Origin of the sequence: Priestia sp. SIMBA_032, from assembly GCF_046535215.1 — a bacterium.
Taxonomy (GTDB): Bacteria; Bacillota; Bacilli; order Bacillales; family Bacillaceae_H; genus Priestia; species Priestia aryabhattai.
In genome coordinates this window covers 41,556-56,444 of the sequence record NZ_JAWRXD010000001.1, presented here as the reverse complement: position 1 = coordinate 56,444, position 14,889 = coordinate 41,556, and the positions used below count along the sequence as shown (strand labels likewise).

The 14,889-nt window shown below is 35.9% G+C and carries 13 protein-coding genes and 1 pseudogene; 7 read left to right on the top strand and 7 right to left on the bottom strand.

What is annotated here, in order from left to right; translation table 11 throughout:
- Positions 1-107: 107 nt before the first annotated feature.
- The 3 genes from SB717_RS00260 to lgt form a co-directional block, all read right to left on the bottom strand.
- Positions 108-1,067, bottom strand: coding sequence for an aldolase catalytic domain-containing protein (locus SB717_RS00260; protein WP_410902939.1), 960 nt, complete (start codon positions 1,065-1,067; stop codon positions 108-110).
- A 473-nt stretch (positions 1,068-1,540) separates the two neighbouring features.
- On the bottom strand, positions 1,541-2,587 hold the full coding sequence (locus SB717_RS00255) for a YeiH family protein (RefSeq protein ID WP_410902938.1): 1,047 nt from the start codon (positions 2,585-2,587) through the stop codon (positions 1,541-1,543).
- Positions 2,588-2,867: 280 nt separating this feature from the next.
- Complete coding sequence (lgt, locus tag SB717_RS00250; RefSeq protein ID WP_410902937.1) at positions 2,868-3,683, bottom strand: prolipoprotein diacylglyceryl transferase; 816 nt, start codon at positions 3,681-3,683, stop codon at positions 2,868-2,870.
- A gap of 414 nt (positions 3,684-4,097) precedes the next feature.
- On the opposite strand from lgt, the gene SB717_RS00245 reads away from it, so the two are divergent.
- Together SB717_RS00245 and SB717_RS00240 are read left to right on the top strand one after the other, a co-directional pair.
- Positions 4,098-4,916, top strand: a complete 819-nt coding sequence (locus SB717_RS00245; protein ID WP_074682993.1) for a mechanosensitive ion channel family protein — start codon at positions 4,098-4,100, stop codon at positions 4,914-4,916.
- A 226-nt stretch (positions 4,917-5,142) separates the two neighbouring features.
- Complete coding sequence (locus SB717_RS00240; protein WP_410902936.1) at positions 5,143-5,496, top strand: hypothetical protein; 354 nt, start codon at positions 5,143-5,145, stop codon at positions 5,494-5,496.
- A 140-nt stretch (positions 5,497-5,636) separates the two neighbouring features.
- Here the strand turns inward: SB717_RS00240 and speG are convergent, their stop codons facing one another.
- The gene (gene speG, locus SB717_RS00235; RefSeq protein WP_013056444.1) at positions 5,637-6,161 is read right to left on the bottom strand and encodes a spermidine N1-acetyltransferase; all 525 of its coding nucleotides are present in this window, start codon (positions 6,159-6,161) and stop codon (positions 5,637-5,639) included.
- A 175-nt stretch (positions 6,162-6,336) separates the two neighbouring features.
- Between speG and SB717_RS00230 the strand changes: the two genes are divergently transcribed.
- A complete protein-coding gene (locus SB717_RS00230) occupies positions 6,337-7,656 on the top strand; it encodes a DUF1565 domain-containing protein (protein WP_410902935.1) in 1,320 nt (439 codons plus the stop codon).
- Positions 7,657-7,829: 173 nt separating this feature from the next.
- On the opposite strand, the pseudogene arsC reads toward SB717_RS00230, so the two are convergent.
- Both arsC and SB717_RS00220 read right to left on the bottom strand, forming a co-directional pair.
- Positions 7,830-8,243: pseudogene (arsC, locus tag SB717_RS00225) on the bottom strand (arsenate reductase (thioredoxin)); the annotation flags it as partial.
- A 108-nt stretch (positions 8,244-8,351) separates the two neighbouring features.
- Positions 8,352-8,729, bottom strand: a complete 378-nt coding sequence (locus SB717_RS00220; protein ID WP_264133440.1) for a winged helix-turn-helix transcriptional regulator — start codon at positions 8,727-8,729, stop codon at positions 8,352-8,354.
- 102 nt (positions 8,730-8,831) lie between these two features.
- Here SB717_RS00220 and SB717_RS00215 point away from each other — a divergent pair, with 102 nt between their 5' ends.
- Together SB717_RS00215 and SB717_RS00210 are read left to right on the top strand one after the other, a co-directional pair.
- A complete protein-coding gene (locus SB717_RS00215; protein WP_074682989.1) occupies positions 8,832-9,491 on the top strand; it encodes an MBL fold metallo-hydrolase in 660 nt (219 codons plus the stop codon).
- A gap of 11 nt (positions 9,492-9,502) precedes the next feature.
- On the top strand, positions 9,503-10,309 hold the full coding sequence (locus tag SB717_RS00210; protein WP_074682988.1) for a carbon-nitrogen family hydrolase: 807 nt from the start codon (positions 9,503-9,505) through the stop codon (positions 10,307-10,309).
- 215 nt (positions 10,310-10,524) lie between these two features.
- Here the strand turns inward: SB717_RS00210 and SB717_RS00205 are convergent, their stop codons facing one another.
- Positions 10,525-11,568 (bottom strand): PocR ligand-binding domain-containing protein, encoded by a 1,044-nt coding sequence (locus SB717_RS00205; RefSeq protein ID WP_410902934.1) that lies wholly within the window; start codon positions 11,566-11,568, stop codon positions 10,525-10,527.
- A 311-nt stretch (positions 11,569-11,879) separates the two neighbouring features.
- On the opposite strand from SB717_RS00205, the gene SB717_RS00200 reads away from it, so the two are divergent.
- Positions 11,880-13,013, top strand: a complete 1,134-nt coding sequence (locus SB717_RS00200) for a glycerol dehydrogenase (protein WP_014460629.1) — start codon at positions 11,880-11,882, stop codon at positions 13,011-13,013.
- Position 13,014: 1 nt separating this feature from the next.
- On the top strand, positions 13,015-14,778 hold the full coding sequence (gene dhaK / locus SB717_RS00195) for a dihydroxyacetone kinase subunit DhaK (protein ID WP_410902933.1): 1,764 nt from the start codon (positions 13,015-13,017) through the stop codon (positions 14,776-14,778).
- Positions 14,779-14,889 lie beyond the last annotated feature (111 nt).

Genomic DNA, 14,889 nt, shown 5'->3' with positions numbered 1-14,889 from the left:
TCGAGGTCGAGGGCATCAAAGTTTATGCATATACGATCCAATCATGGGGTTTTTGTATAATAATAAAAAAGTACCCCCATTAACAGAGGTACTTTTAGCATTTTAACTTATTTTAATGCTGGAGACGTAGTAACTTCTGGAGACGTTACTTTGTCATAAAAATCTACAAATTTGTCACGATCCTCGCTATCACGGTAAGCCATAGCAACACGTGGATGTTCATTCAGCACACCAGAAATCATGTAAGGAATAATATAGCCCCATTCCCACTTTTGACGCATTTCAAGCATATGCTTTTCAATTACTCCAAGAATCGGCTTCATTTCATAGCTTGGTTTTGGTATGTAGCTAACAAGCAGCTCTGTGTTACAGTTACCAGCTGCACGCCCCATACCATAAACAGATGAATCAAGGAATGTAACGCCATTACGCATCGCAGTTAATGTATTAGCAAAAGCTAGCTGCATGTTGTTATGCGTATGGATCCCAAGCTGTTTGCTAGGAATCATAGCTTGGAACTTTTTCACTTGATGCTCAATATCCGCAGGGTCTAGGCTTCCAAAGGAGTCAACAATATATACAACATCTACGGGGCTTTTCTTTACCATTTCAAATGCTTCAATAAGCTGATTTTCCGGTACGCTAGATAGTGCCATAATGTTAAGTGAAGTCTCATAGCCCAAATCGTGAAACATTTTTATAAGCTCTAAGCCTTTATCTACTTCGCGAATATAGCATGCCACTCGAATCATATCTAACATACTTTGTTCACGCGGCAGGATGTCATTCGGATCTACACGACCAATATCTACTAAGGCAGATAGCTTCGTGAACTTTTTCTCAGGGATAATTTCTTTGAGAAAGTTATCATCAAGAAATCTCCATGGATTGGGCTCAGTTGCTTGAAGAAGCTTAGGTGAATTTTTATAACCAATCTCCATATATTCAACGCCGGCTGCGCTTAGGCCGTTATATAAGTCTTGCACAAATTCAACGCTAAAATCCCAATTATTAATTAAACCTCCGTCACGAATGGTACAGTCTATAATTTTGCTATTATGTTCCATAATAGTGATTTCCTCCTATGTAGTCTATTTATGTATTATTTTAAACTTTATCGCTTTTATGCTTTTAAGCACTAAACTCTCCTACTGTGTTTATACCATGACTGATTCAAAGGCGTCAATGTATTTTCTACATGTGTCTCTGCTTTACTGTATTTTATGGGTAGGAGATGCTTCGGCTTTTTATCCGATTGATGCTCTTAAAACAACACCAAGTTCAGCAGTACAACCCCTAGTATATACAAAAACAACCTTTATTACATCACTACCTACTGCAAAAAAGGTTGTTTTTTAAGTGAAACTGTTTATTAAGGAGGGAACTGCCATTAGTATCTAAGTTATAGGTTTAGAGTGCTCTATAATTAATCGATAAATTTGGGAAGAGATTCAAAACATGAGAAATAAGAGACTTTTTCCACATTAACAGTTGTATAAGAAGTATTAGCTGTTGCTTAATCATTCTAATTTACTTGTCTTTACATCATCCAAAATGTAAGGAATGATAAGAGTATAGAGGTAATAAACATCGCAATCAACGGCTTTAATGCTTTTGTTCGAAGAGCCTTCATGCTTACATTTAACCCTAATCCGACCATAGCCATTGTTAAAAGAAAGGTAGTTAGAGTTGAAATATTATTCATGATCGTTTTAGGTATTATAAGGTGCTTACCAACGACATAACTCCCAAAAATACTCATAATTATAAAGCCTATTAAAAACCAAGGGAATTCAATCTTCGTATCCTTTTCAGTTTTTCCTGTTCGCTTCATCCAGTATATTAAGATAAAGCTTAATGGCACAAGCAAGAGCACTCTGCCTAACTTAGCCAACAGGCCAATAGCCAGGGCATCGCGTCCAGCCGGTGCTGCAGCTAGAGCTACATGCGCAATTTCATGGAGGCCCACGCCTGACCAAATTCCATATTGAATATTCGTTAAATGTATATAAGGTCTTAAAATGGTATACCCAATCGCAAATAGAGTTCCCACTAAAGCAATAACACCAGCTCCGATAGCTGTATCTTCTTCTTTTGCTTTTACAATTGGAGAAACAGCTGCAATAGCTGCAGCACCGCATATTCCTGTTCCTATCCCTAAAAGAAGGGATAAACCGCTATCAGCCTTCATCCATTTGGCTAGAAAAACCGTTAAAACAATCGCAAATACAGCCGTTCCCACATCGCGAAGCACCAATCCTAACCCGTGATGAATAACAACATCAATATTAAGCTTTAGTCCATATAAAACAATCGCATAGCGCAACAGCTTTTTAGAAGAAAACTCAATTCCACATCTTATTTTTTCAGGGTACCCCCAAATTTGACGATAAATGACTGCTATTATAATTGAACAGGCTAGTGGACCAATATGATCGAATCCCGGGACTTTCGCTAATCCATAAGCCAGTAAAGCAAAAAGAAAAGTAAAAGCAATTCCTCCGGCCCATAAAGAAATATTAGATGACGTCTGGGTATTTATTCGTGAGAATACAGTCCGCTTTTGGGCTTTATTTATATTTATCATATCTTTCATCTCCAATATAGATTCTTATCAAGCAAAGTTTCACACAAGAAATATGTACCTTAACTATAAAAGACAGTTTATCATTAGTAAAATACAGATAAATCATAATTATAATTAATAATAGTAATGATTGCATCAATAAAAGCAGCCACCTGATTTTCAATGACTCTGAAGATCAAGTGGCTGCTTTTATTGGTTTGTATTCTTTAATACCTGCTTTTATATTTAAAGCATTGTCCATAGACTACTAATTCTACAGACGAAGTGAAAATGTATATTCTTATGAGAGAGAGGCAGCCATGCTAATTGCTAGACCTTTTTTGCGTCTATACCATAGCAATATCAAACTGCCTAGCACGCAAAGGAAAGAAACTAACTGAGCTATTCTGATATGAGAAGTTAGCATTAAGCTATCCGTACGCAATCCCTCTATAAAAAATCTTCCTATCGAATACCATAGTAGGTAAGTAAGAAAGACTTCGCCTCTTTTTAATAAGGATTTTCTTAGTACAATTAGCACAAGAACACCTATAATGTTCCAAAGTGATTCATAGAGGAACGTAGGATGATAATAAGTTCCATGGATATGCATTTGGTTAATAATAAAATCAGGTAAATGTAAAGTTTCTAAAAACTGACGTGTAACAGGTCCGCCATGTGCTTCTTGATTCATAAAGTTTCCCCACCGGCCAATAGCTTGGCCTAATAATAAGCTAGGAGCTAAAACATCAGCCATTTTCCAAAAAGAAAGATTCTTTTTTTTGCAAAACCATATGGCTGTTAGTACAGATCCAATAATTCCACCGTGAATGGCTATGCCCCCATGCCAAATTGCGATAATTTCACTCGGGTGTTCTTTATAATAACTCCATTCAAAAAGCACGTAATAAATTCGAGCAGTAACGATAGCAATGGGTAGTGCTAGCAGAAGTAAATCAGAGATGGTTTCTGAAGAGATACCTCGTTTCTTTCCTTCTTTCGAGGCTAACAAAAAGCCTAAGAAAGCTCCTATCCCTATGATAATTCCATACCAATGAACTTCAAGTGGACCAAGGTGGAAGGCGATAGGGTTTAAAGGTTGTGTGTGCTGGTTCATGTCTTTTCTCCTTTACTTCATATCGGTTTTCTTACACTTTTTAGAGTAATATTAAATTAGAGTGCCTTTTTAGTATATCTAATTAAATAAAGAAAGGGCAACTTTTGCTTACGAACGTCCACTATTTATTTGCCCAGTTTAGTGTAACAGAATAGTCTCCTTAGAATTGTCAAAATTAAAATAAGATAACTACAAAAGTGATGAGAATTAATCCATAAAGTTATTAAGACGCCTTCTTAACTAGAAGATAATTTGAAAGACTATCGCCGAATATAACAGACCTTCAAGAAGCGTAGATACCGCTTCTTTTTTTGATGAAACCGTGCTATTATCATTAAGGTTTGTAAGGAACAGAAGATTTTTGTCTTTACGTACATTCTTTTGGTATAGTGTTAGAAATAAGGAGTGGGTAAGTTGGTTTTTACTGAATTTTTCCAGCAGTTTCCCGTAAAGGTTTTAACGGTAGGGCTGCTGATTGTACTTATCGTTTATTTTATTCGCAAATTCATTAAGCTTTTCTTTGATAAAACGAGCTTTTTAGATGAAAAACGAGAAGAGACGCTCATGCACTTTTCTAATCAGGTCACAAGAGTATTAGGGCTGGCTTTTTTCTTTATTTATGTGCTTAGCCATTTCTTTGACTTCGGAAAGATTCTCACTAGTTCGGTAGTGTTGGCCAGTGCCCTGGCAATAATCCTCCAGCATATCATCCGTGACTATATAATGGGACTGACTTACTTGTTTGAACGCCAGATCCACCACGGAGATTATGTTATTCTCAACGGAAACCGTCAAGGGAAAATAGAAGAAATTACTATGCGCTACCTAAAGATTCGCCAGTATGACGGCTACCTCTATACCGTCTCATATAGCAACATTACGGAACTTCAGAACGGAACCCGAGGAAGACGCCGGGTAAATGAAAGTCTTATTCTCAACTATAGACAAAACCCGGACGATGCCTTTAAAGTAATGGAGCAGGTAGCACAAACATGTAACGAGAAATATGGACAATATTTGCTGAAAGATGTGAATGGAATCCCTATAGAAAGTTTTCGATTCAATCAAATTACTGAACTGAACGTAGGTTTTAAAGGTCACCAATATTCATTATCGGGCCTTGTGAAGGAAGCTGATTTTGTTGAAGCGAGCCAAAAGGTGCGATATGAACTCGCAATGGCTGCCTACAAAAATGACCTTATGATGGCTGAAAGCTTCGAGACAAGCCATTAAAATAAAACTCGTACTTTATTTATATACAAGTTTTTATATTTAAGATAAAAACACCCTTTTGATTTTTCAAAAGGGTGTTTTTTATTTTTGAAAATATCTATTAAGTATCTCTCTAGTACAGGTTAATTATCTGAAACAGAACAAATTAATTAGTACATCTAAATTATTCTTCTGGTGACATGGTAAAATTAAACAAAGCACTTAAAAAGGTAAAGGGGGATTAACTATGGCGCAAAAATCTCATTATACAAAAATCAATTCCGAAATGTGGGATGAATGGGCTTCAGCTGGAGGAGAATGGTCATCAGCTATTAATCATCAAGAATTTGCAGATGCAACTCAAGGTCATTTTGATATCTACTTAACACCTTGTAAGCCTGTTCCACATAACTGGTTTATTCCATTTAAAAAAGCAAAAATATTGGGACTTGCTAGAGGAGGAGGACAGCAGTGCCCAGTCTTTGCAGCCCAACATGCGAAAGTTACGGTTTTTGACTACTCTGATAAGCATACAGAGCAACAAAAATACATCCCAATATTTGAAGGCCCGAGACCGGATGTTTATAAGCATGCAGAATAGAAATTTGTATATGATTTACAGCTTAAAAAGAGAAAAACTCCTGTTGCGTCTGAACAGGAGTTTTTCTCTTTTCATTAACAGAAGTCCAATCTCATTCTTTCTTCTTTTTTAATGAGCAGGAAGCTTATACTAATTCAACCTTAGTTTTTATTTTTTGTTTGTAAATATTCTTTTTGAAACATACACATTCTTATAGCGTTATGATAGCTTCCATCGACAAAAAATTCATCTTTTAACTCACCTTCAATAGAAAAACCGACCTTCTTATAGATATGAATTGCTTTTTCGTTTTCCTTGTCTACAATTAAGTAAAGTTTATGCATATTCAATACCGAAAAGGCATAATTCATTGCTAGGTTTGTGGCAACCATGGCGTAACCATGACCTTGATATGTAGGGTCAATGATAATTTGAAACTCTGCTCTACGATGAATATAATCAATTTCAACCAATTCCACTAATCCAAGCATATCCCCGTCCTTTTCTAGTATGAAACGACGCTCACCTTGATCGTGAATATGTTTATCATATAAGTCTTGTAGCTCTACAAAAGCTTCATAAGGCTCTTCAAACCAATAAGACATAATATTTGCATCATTATTGAGTTCATGGACAAATTTTAAATCTTCTCTTTCCAAAGGACGTAACTTAAGTTCCTTATTCATTTTTCAAACCTCCATATTCTAGCATTACTTTAGCACTTTCCGTTTTAAATGTAAAAGTTGCTGTAGTTTTAAAAAATAACAAGACATAATGCGATGTTTTACATACTTATTAAAAGAGCCATAGTATAATTTAAAGATCTTGTAAGTGAAATTCATTAACTTTAAGGAGTATCTTATGAAAAAAGCAGCTGGTATTTTTCTTATTTTACTGTGTTGTATAAACCAAAGGGCTGAGGCAGCTAATCAGCCTTCAGTAGAACCTATATATCATGAGATCTACGTTTCTCCTACAGGGGACGACAAAAACTTAGGTACTAAAAGCAAACCTTTTAGAACATTAAGAAAGGCAAGTGCAGCAGTTCAACCCGGAACTACGGTTTACATCAGAGGTGGTATTTATTACGAACAATTAATTATTAGCCGTTCAGGTACTAAACAAGAGCCTATTATTTTTAGGAACTATAAAAGTGAAAAGCCCCTTATTAGTGGAGAAAAAATAAAAAGCCGTTCTATAGATGGAGGGCTAGTTAGCATAAAAAATAAGAGCTACATAACAATTCAAGGTTTGAATATAGGTCATTTTTCTACTTCTAAGCAACAAAATACACCATGTGGTATTTTAGTAGAGGGAAGTGGAAAGAACCTTCGAATCATTAATAATCATATTTTCGATATTAAGACTGCACATAAAAATGGAAACGCTCATGGAATAGCTTTTTATGGTTCTAAAGCGCCGCGTTCATTAGAAAACATTGAAATATCGGAAAACCTACTTGAAAACCTAACCTTAGGTTTTAGTGAAGCGTTGACTCTAAATGGGAATGTTAAAGATTTTATGGTCAATGCTAATATAATTCGAAACGTTAATAATATTGGGATTGACGTAATTGGCTTTGAGAAAGTAGCTCCTATTGAGAAATATGACCAAGCCCGTGAAGGACTTATTAGTGAAAACCATATTTACAATGTCAGCAGTTATTCAAACCCTGCTTACAAACATGAATACTCCGCTGGCGGAATCTACGTAGACGGAGGAAAAGATGTTGTTATTGAGAATAACGTTTCAAGTCATAACGATCTAGGAATAGAAATCGCAAGTGAACACCATGGTAAACAAACTAGAAATGTTCAAGTCATACGGAATATGATTTATAAGAATCGTTTTACAGGAATTTCAATTGGAGGCTATGATAAAAAACGTGGAGGAACGATAAATACTCTTATTGAACATAATATTTTATATGGAAATGATACGATGAACATGGATGGTGGTCAATTACTGATGCAATATCATGCAACTCATAACACTATCAACAATAATATTATGGTTTCAGTAAAATCTAATTTGCTTCTCGCCAATCTTCATTACTCAAATAAATATAATCAGCTTAATAATAATATATATCTAAATAAAAGTAGAGATACAGCGAACCGATGGATATGGAAGGGGCAAGAAATAGAAAGTTCTACTATCATATTTCCTAGGCTTTTTTAATGACAGTTTCTTTTCAGAGGATATCCTTTAGCCAGTTGCTTGCTGGTATTCTGTTTGAGGCTGGAAAATTATTTACTGCACTATCTGCTAGTTATACTTTTTATTTTAATATAAATAATTACTTGTTAGGAAGAAATAAAGCAGTCTATACAAATAGACTGCTTCTTGATTAATTATTTACCTGTTTCGGCAAAACGCTGAATACGCTCACCAATTTCATCACGTACACGTTGAAAGAACGCCCATTTCTCTTCATCTGTTCCTTCTGCTTTTGCAGGATCATCAAATCCCCAGTGCTCTCGTTTCACATGAGAAGGTGTTACGGGGCAGTGATCTGCTGCATGACCGCATAATGTAACGACCAAATCCGCATTATTTAAAATTTCAGGGTCAATAATATCAGATGTTTGGTTTGAAATATCAACACCAGCTTCTTTCATTACTTTTACAGCGTTAGGATTTAATCCATGAGCTTCTAACCCTGCACTGTGTACATCCCATTCATCATTACTTAGATATTTTTTTGCCCATCCTTCAGCCATTTGACTGCGGCAAGAGTTACCTGTGCATAAGAAATAAAGTGTTTTTTAGACATGTGTAAAATCTCCTTTATGACGTGTTATGAAATAATTGATAACCAAATATATAAACCAACCATAATAAACAATGTTGGGATGGTTAAGATAATACCTGAATTATTGAGACTCGTTTATTCCTTCTTCCTGCTTGCTTATATAAGCATTCCCCCATTGTTCTAAAGATTTAAGTATCGGGACAAAGCTTTCTCCAAGATCTGTTAAATAATATAAAACCCTTTTAGGGTTATCGCTTGTTTCTTCTCTTTCAATCAATCCGTTTTTTTCCATATCTCTAAGCTGCAGTGTAAGGATGCGCTGAGTAATACCCGGTATTTCACGGCGCATTGCATTATAGTACATAGGTGATTTTGATAATAAAGATAAAATAATGCCTTTCCATTTACCGCCCATAATATGCATTGCTAATTCAATTGGACAGGCTTGCTTTACAGTTAACGTACAAGGACCGTATTGATCACTTTTAAAGTCTGCCATTTTCTCACCTCAATCGGTAGTAACAAATTTGTGCCTTCTTGTTACTCCTATTTTTTCTAACTACACTTATGATATCAAATAAATCAAAAGAAGGTGTATGAATTGGAATTCGTTCAAATCTCCGAGCATATTTATAGGCTCACTTATGAAACCGTCGTTGGTATTCCAGTTAAGATTAGCACATGGTACGTAGTGGATGGTGAGGATGTTTATATCATTGATACTGGAATGGAAGACTATGCGTATGCACAGTTGAATGCAGCAAAATCTTTAGGCATCCCTAACAGTATCTTACTGACACATGGCCATTTAGATCACATTAATGGTGCCAGGTATTTAAAAAACCATTTAAATATTCCTATTTACGCCCACGAAATTGAAATTCCGTTTATCAATGGTGAGAAGCCTTATCCAAACAAGGTAGAAAAAGAAACAACAGGCGTGGAACATCAAGTTGAAAGTCTAAGTGATAACATCATTAAAACGTTACCTTTAGATGTATATTTAACACCTGGTCATACGCCCGGACATGTGATATACCACCATAAAAGTGACAATGTGCTGCTAACTGGAGACTTATTTTTTTCTAATGCTGAATCTTTACATCCACCGATTCGAAAGTTCACAGTTGATATGGATGAAAACATTAATAGTGGACGAATTATAGACAAAATTAAACCTTCTACTATTTCTTCATCACATGGCGAAGATGTCAAATATAACTGTGATTTATATCCTATTTATAAATTTATATATGAATAAGAGGGAGAAAAATGAAAATACAATTATTTCAAATGGAGATTATAGAAGGAGAAATTAAGCAAAACGAAAACCGTATTGAGTGCTTATTTGAAGAAAAGCTGGATATAGATACTGAGGTTGTTGTAATACCGGAAATGTGGAATACGGGTTATGATTTAAAAAATGTAGCAGAAAAAGCAGATATCGATTTAAAGAGAGCTTTTCCTTTTATTCAAAGTTTAGCAATTAAACATCAAGTGAATATCATTGCAGGTTCAGTTTCGAATAAAAGGCATAACAACATCTATAATACAGCCTTTGCGGTATCAAAAACAGGGGAGCTAATCTATCAAAAAGATAAGGTACATCTTGTGCCGATGTTAGATGAACATTATTATTTAACGGGCGGAGATGAAGTTCCGGAAGTATTTGAGATTAACGCTATTAAAGCTAGCCAAATTATATGTTACGACTTACGTTTTCCAGAAATTACACGCTATCCAGCGTCTCAAGGCGCAAAAATCATATTCTACGTTGCACAATGGACTACCAGAAATATAGACCATTGGAGAACACTGTTGAAGGCAAGAGCTATAGAAAATGGTGTATACGTCATTGCATGTAACAGCGTGGGGAAGGTGAAGCATAAAAATCATGCTGGCAATACATACGCTGGACATTCAATGGTCATCGATCCAAATGGAAACATTATAGAAGAGGGGAGAGGCCAAGAAGAAATCATAACAGCAGAAATTCATCTACAGAAAGTTACAGAACAACAAAAAAACATCCCAATATTTAAAAACTTGAGACCGGACGTTTATAAGCATGCGGAATAGAGATTTATAGCGGAAAGACAAAAAAACCACTGTGTCTGATGAACTGAACCCTAAAAACAGATTTTCTCTTAAAAATATTGGAAGTGAATCTGTTAAGGAATTAGGATCTAGACCGATAAAAGAGATTTTTCTTTTCCATACTGAGAGCACCCTTTTTTAGAATACTAGTATCAGTATGGAAAAGTTATATGTTTCTTACGTCAGGACTGAAAATTCTACAGCTTTTCTTGATAATATTTCCGATAGACGTTAGGAGTTATATTTTCATATTTTTTAAATGTCTTGATGTAATACCCGGGATCGTTAAAACCCAATTCATCGCTAATCTGTGCAATAGACAAATCCGTTTTTTCTAATAATTGCTTGGACCATTCTATTTTTTTGAGCGAAATAAAAACAGAAAAATTCATACCCGTTTCTTTGGTAAATATACGGCTGAAATAACCTGTGCTAATGTGACATAAATCAGCCATCTTTTGCTGAGATATTTTTTCTCTTTTATGTTTATAAATGTAGTCAAAGGCTGGCTGTAATACTTTGTTTTTACATACTAAGTGATCGTTAATAGATGTTTTTACGTAAGCATTAGTAACTGTGTTGGCTAATTCCTTTTTTATATTTTGAATATTATCTAGAGAATAACCGTAAGAAATATCTTCAGTAGAAACGTCCTCTTTTACTGGAGCCATCTTTTCATATACTTCTAAAATTAAGTTTTTATTCATAGCTTCCTCTACAATGTAGTTACAAAGCCTATGTAACATTTGAGCAGCTTCGTTAATTTCTGTATAGGATAGAGTAGGAATAGAATCATATAAACGCTGTATTTCCTCATTATTATTTAACTTCTGTTCAAATCCCTTTGATGGAACAGTAAGCATTTGTTCCAAGGGAGGATGTTTGTCACCATCCTTAATTTTCACTTCTCCCGCCATGATAGCGCCTACATATTTATCATCAATTATAATGGGAATGGCAATATCGACAATATTCCAGTGGCATAAATAGATATAAGGAGCATTGGTTCTAACTGCTTCTAGTCCTCCCCGTGCATCGCACTTTTCACAAAGTTTTGCCGTATCAGGATTTTTACGCATAGTCTCACAAAATGGACGTACACCACTGTGTTGAGAAATGGGCATTCCTTTATAATTAACCGTGACAATCGCTAATTTTGTAACAAGCGCAAGCGAATCTTGAAGGTTTCGCCATTTCTTTAAATCTAGTATTTTATCTAAATTCATGTAAGTAGTTTTCAATGATGTTTTATCTCCCTTGCTTCTACTTCCCGTGTGGTAGTTTGGATTACCTATTTGAGAATACCTTTATTTTATTCCTGAGTTCGTAAAATAAAAGAGTGTTCAGCGATAAAGGTAAACTCTTTCCAACGTGAACTTAGCAGTATTTTCACTTGAAATAATGTCATAATAATACCATATTAAATGAAGATAGCAAAAAAATACGATAAAAGGTTGTAAAAACTCGTCATTTAAGACTAATGTAATCTTACAAAAAAGATAGTAAAATTCCGATTGTAAGGGATTACAAAGTTAATTAGGAGGTTTTATTGATGAGAAAAGCATTTATTAGTCCTTCAAAATACATTCAAGGTGAAGATGAGATTTTAAATTTAGGTTATTTCGTGAAAACGTTTGGTACCTCTGCACTTTTAATAGCACATCCTGAAGATATTAAACGTGTACAAGACAAATTAGATGCAACAGCAGAAAAATATGGTATTACATTTTTTGAAGGCGGATTCAATGGCGAATGTTCAAGGCCAGAAATTTCTAGATTGCAGGAAATAGCAAAAGAAAACAACTGTGATTGTACAATTGGTTTAGGTGGTGGTAAGGCAATTGATACAGCAAAATGTGTAGCAGAGGGAGAGGGATTAATTATCGTCCCAACAATCGCTGCTACGGATGCACCTACAAGTCATTCCGCAGTTATCTATACACCAGAGGGTGCTTTTGATGATTACGCATACTTTAAGCAAAGTCCAAGTGTTGTATTAATTGATACAACAGTCATCGCTAATGCACCTACTAGATTCTTAGTATCTGGTATGGGGGATGCATTATCCACTTATTTCGAAGCAAGAGCAACAGCACGTTCTTTCTCTAATGTAAATGCTGGATTACCTTGTGGAGTGCGTGAGGACTTATGTGCACCAGCAAAAGGTACAAATGCAGCGTTAGTTTTAGCAGAACATTGCTACAACACTCTGTTAGAGGACGGGGTTAAGGCAAAAGCTGCAAGCGATCATAATGTTGTTACTCCAGCCTTAGAAAACATTATTGAAGCCAATATCTTATTATCAGGATTAGGGTTTGAAAGTGGTGGATTAGCTGGAGCACATGCGATTCATGATGGGCTTACTCTTTTAGAAAGTGCGCACCACTACTTCCATGGTGAAAAAGTAGCTTTTGGTACATTAGCACAATTGGTATTGGAAAATGCGCCAACTGAGGAAATAGAAGAAGTGTTAGATTTCTGTTTAGCAGTAGGACTTCCAGTTTGTCTCGCTGATATTGGAGTGGAACAAATTACACAAGAAGAGTTAATGGAAGTAGCTAATAAAGCTTGTATTCCAGAGGAATCGATTTATTCTATGCCATTCCCTGTTAATCCAGAGTCAGTAGCTGCAGCTATTCTTGCAGCAGATCAAATTGGAAACGATTATAAAAAGAGGTTGATATAAAATGAAAAAAATTATTAATAAACCGGAAGATGTTGTACTTGAGATGTGTAAAGGGATGGTTCTAGCACATCCTGAACTGAATTTAATTGAAAAATATAAAGTCATTAAAAAAGACCAAATTAATAAAAGTAAAGTAAGTATAATTAGCGGGGGCGGAAGTGGGCATGAACCTGCTCACGCTGGATATGTTGGGAAGGGTATGTTAGCTGCAGCAGTTTGTGGTGATGTATTTGCTTCACCTTCTCAAATACAGATTTATCAAGCCATTAAAGAAACAGCTAGCGATAAGGGAACTTTACTAGTGATTAAGAACTACAGTGGTGACATGATGAATTTCAAGAATGCTGCTTATCTTGCAGAAGAAGATGGCATTCAAGTGGATTATGTAAAAGTAGATGATGATATTGCTGTACAGGACAGTTTATATACAGTTGGAAGACGCGGAGTAGCTGGTACTGTTCTTGTTCATAAAATAGCAGGTGCAGCAGCAGAACGCGGCTATGATCTACCAAAAGTGAAAGAGGCAGCAGAAAATGCTATTGCAAATGTTAAAAGCATTGGCTTTGGACTAACTTCTTGCACAGTGCCTGCTAAAGGAACTCCTACTTTCGAGATTGCAGAAGATGAAATGGAGTTTGGTGTTGGTATTCATGGAGAACCTGGTATTTGTCGTGAAAAAATTATTTCAGCAGACGAACTTGCAGAGCGCATGGTAACGGCATTATTAAAAGAAATAGGGATAGAAGATGGAAAAGGAGAAGTGGCTGTCCTAATTAATGGATTTGGAAGCACACCTCTTCAAGAACTGTATTTATTAAATCATTCTGTCATTCGTGAACTTTCACGTAGAAACGTAACGATTGCAAGAACGTTTGTCGGGAACTATATGACAGCCATCGATATGGCCGGTGCTTCTATTTCAATTATGAAATTAGATGAGAACTTAAAGAGTCTTCTATCTGAAGAATGCGATACTCCTGCGCTAAAAATCAAAGGTGAAGTACCAGCTGTTACTTATGATGAAATCATTGGTACCGCGGAGGCCCCGAAAGTGTCTTATGAGGTGCAAACCAACAAAGAATATTCCGTAGTAACGGAAAATCGACTGACGTTGAATAATATTATTTTTATGGTTGACCAAATGAGTGAATGTATTATTAGAAATGAAGTACCATTCTGTGAACTAGATTCCCATGCTGGTGACGGAGACTTTGGTATGAGTGTTGCTAAAGGGTTCAAACAGTTGAAAGCTGAATGGCACGAAATTCTAGAAAATAAATCACATGATATTGGCAACTTCTTAGAGGCTTGTTCTATCGTTATCATGGAGTACTGTGGTGGAGCATCGGGCCCTATTTGGGGATCAGCATTTCGTGCGGCTGGAAAGAGCACCGAATCTAAAACCGAACTGACTTTAACAGAATTTGCTGAAATGGTCCAAGCGTCTGTAAAAGGAATTCAAGCAACAGGAGAACGTTCTTTTGGACGTGGAGCTGTTGTGGGAGATAAGACTTTAATTGATGCCTTAGTACCTTATGCAGATACGTTAACATCAAGTGCTGTTGAAGGGGAAAATTTGAAAGATGCTCTTGTCAAAGCAGCAGAAGCTGCTGTTGAAGGAGCAAAATCAACCGAACAGATTGTTGCACGTATGGGGCGCGCCGGTACAGTTGGAGAAAGAAGTCTTGGTTATCCAGACGCGGGTGCACATGGTTTAGGCGTAATCTTTACTGAAGTGGCTCAAGTAATGCAAGAAAAACAGTAAAACTTGGTATTATCCCCATCAAATATAGTGTAAAGAAATTACTCTTTGAGAGTGAAGGCTACACTATATTTGGAGGGGGATTTTTTATGGTTTACTAAGGATGAGCTTTAA

Excerpts from the sequence above, each read along its gene's own strand:
- SB717_RS00260 (WP_410902939.1), bottom strand. The coding sequence starts at position 1,067 with ATGGAACATAATAGCAAAATTATAGACTGTACCATTCGTGACGGAGGT.
- SB717_RS00255 (WP_410902938.1), bottom strand. The coding sequence starts at position 2,587 with ATGATAAATATAAATAAAGCCCAAAAGCGGACTGTATTCTCACGAATA.
- lgt (WP_410902937.1), bottom strand. The coding sequence starts at position 3,683 with ATGAACCAGCACACACAACCTTTAAACCCTATCGCCTTCCACCTTGGT.
- SB717_RS00240 (WP_410902936.1), top strand. The coding sequence starts at position 5,143 with ATGGCGCAAAAATCTCATTATACAAAAATCAATTCCGAAATGTGGGAT.
- speG (WP_013056444.1), bottom strand. The coding sequence starts at position 6,161 with ATGAATAAGGAACTTAAGTTACGTCCTTTGGAAAGAGAAGATTTAAAA.
- SB717_RS00230 (WP_410902935.1), top strand. The coding sequence starts at position 6,337 with ATGAAAAAAGCAGCTGGTATTTTTCTTATTTTACTGTGTTGTATAAAC.
- SB717_RS00220 (WP_264133440.1), bottom strand. The coding sequence starts at position 8,729 with ATGGCAGACTTTAAAAGTGATCAATACGGTCCTTGTACGTTAACTGTA.
- SB717_RS00210 (WP_074682988.1), top strand. The coding sequence starts at position 9,503 with ATGAAAATACAATTATTTCAAATGGAGATTATAGAAGGAGAAATTAAG.
- SB717_RS00200 (WP_014460629.1), top strand. The coding sequence starts at position 11,880 with ATGAGAAAAGCATTTATTAGTCCTTCAAAATACATTCAAGGTGAAGAT.
- dhaK (WP_410902933.1), top strand. The coding sequence starts at position 13,015 with ATGAAAAAAATTATTAATAAACCGGAAGATGTTGTACTTGAGATGTGT.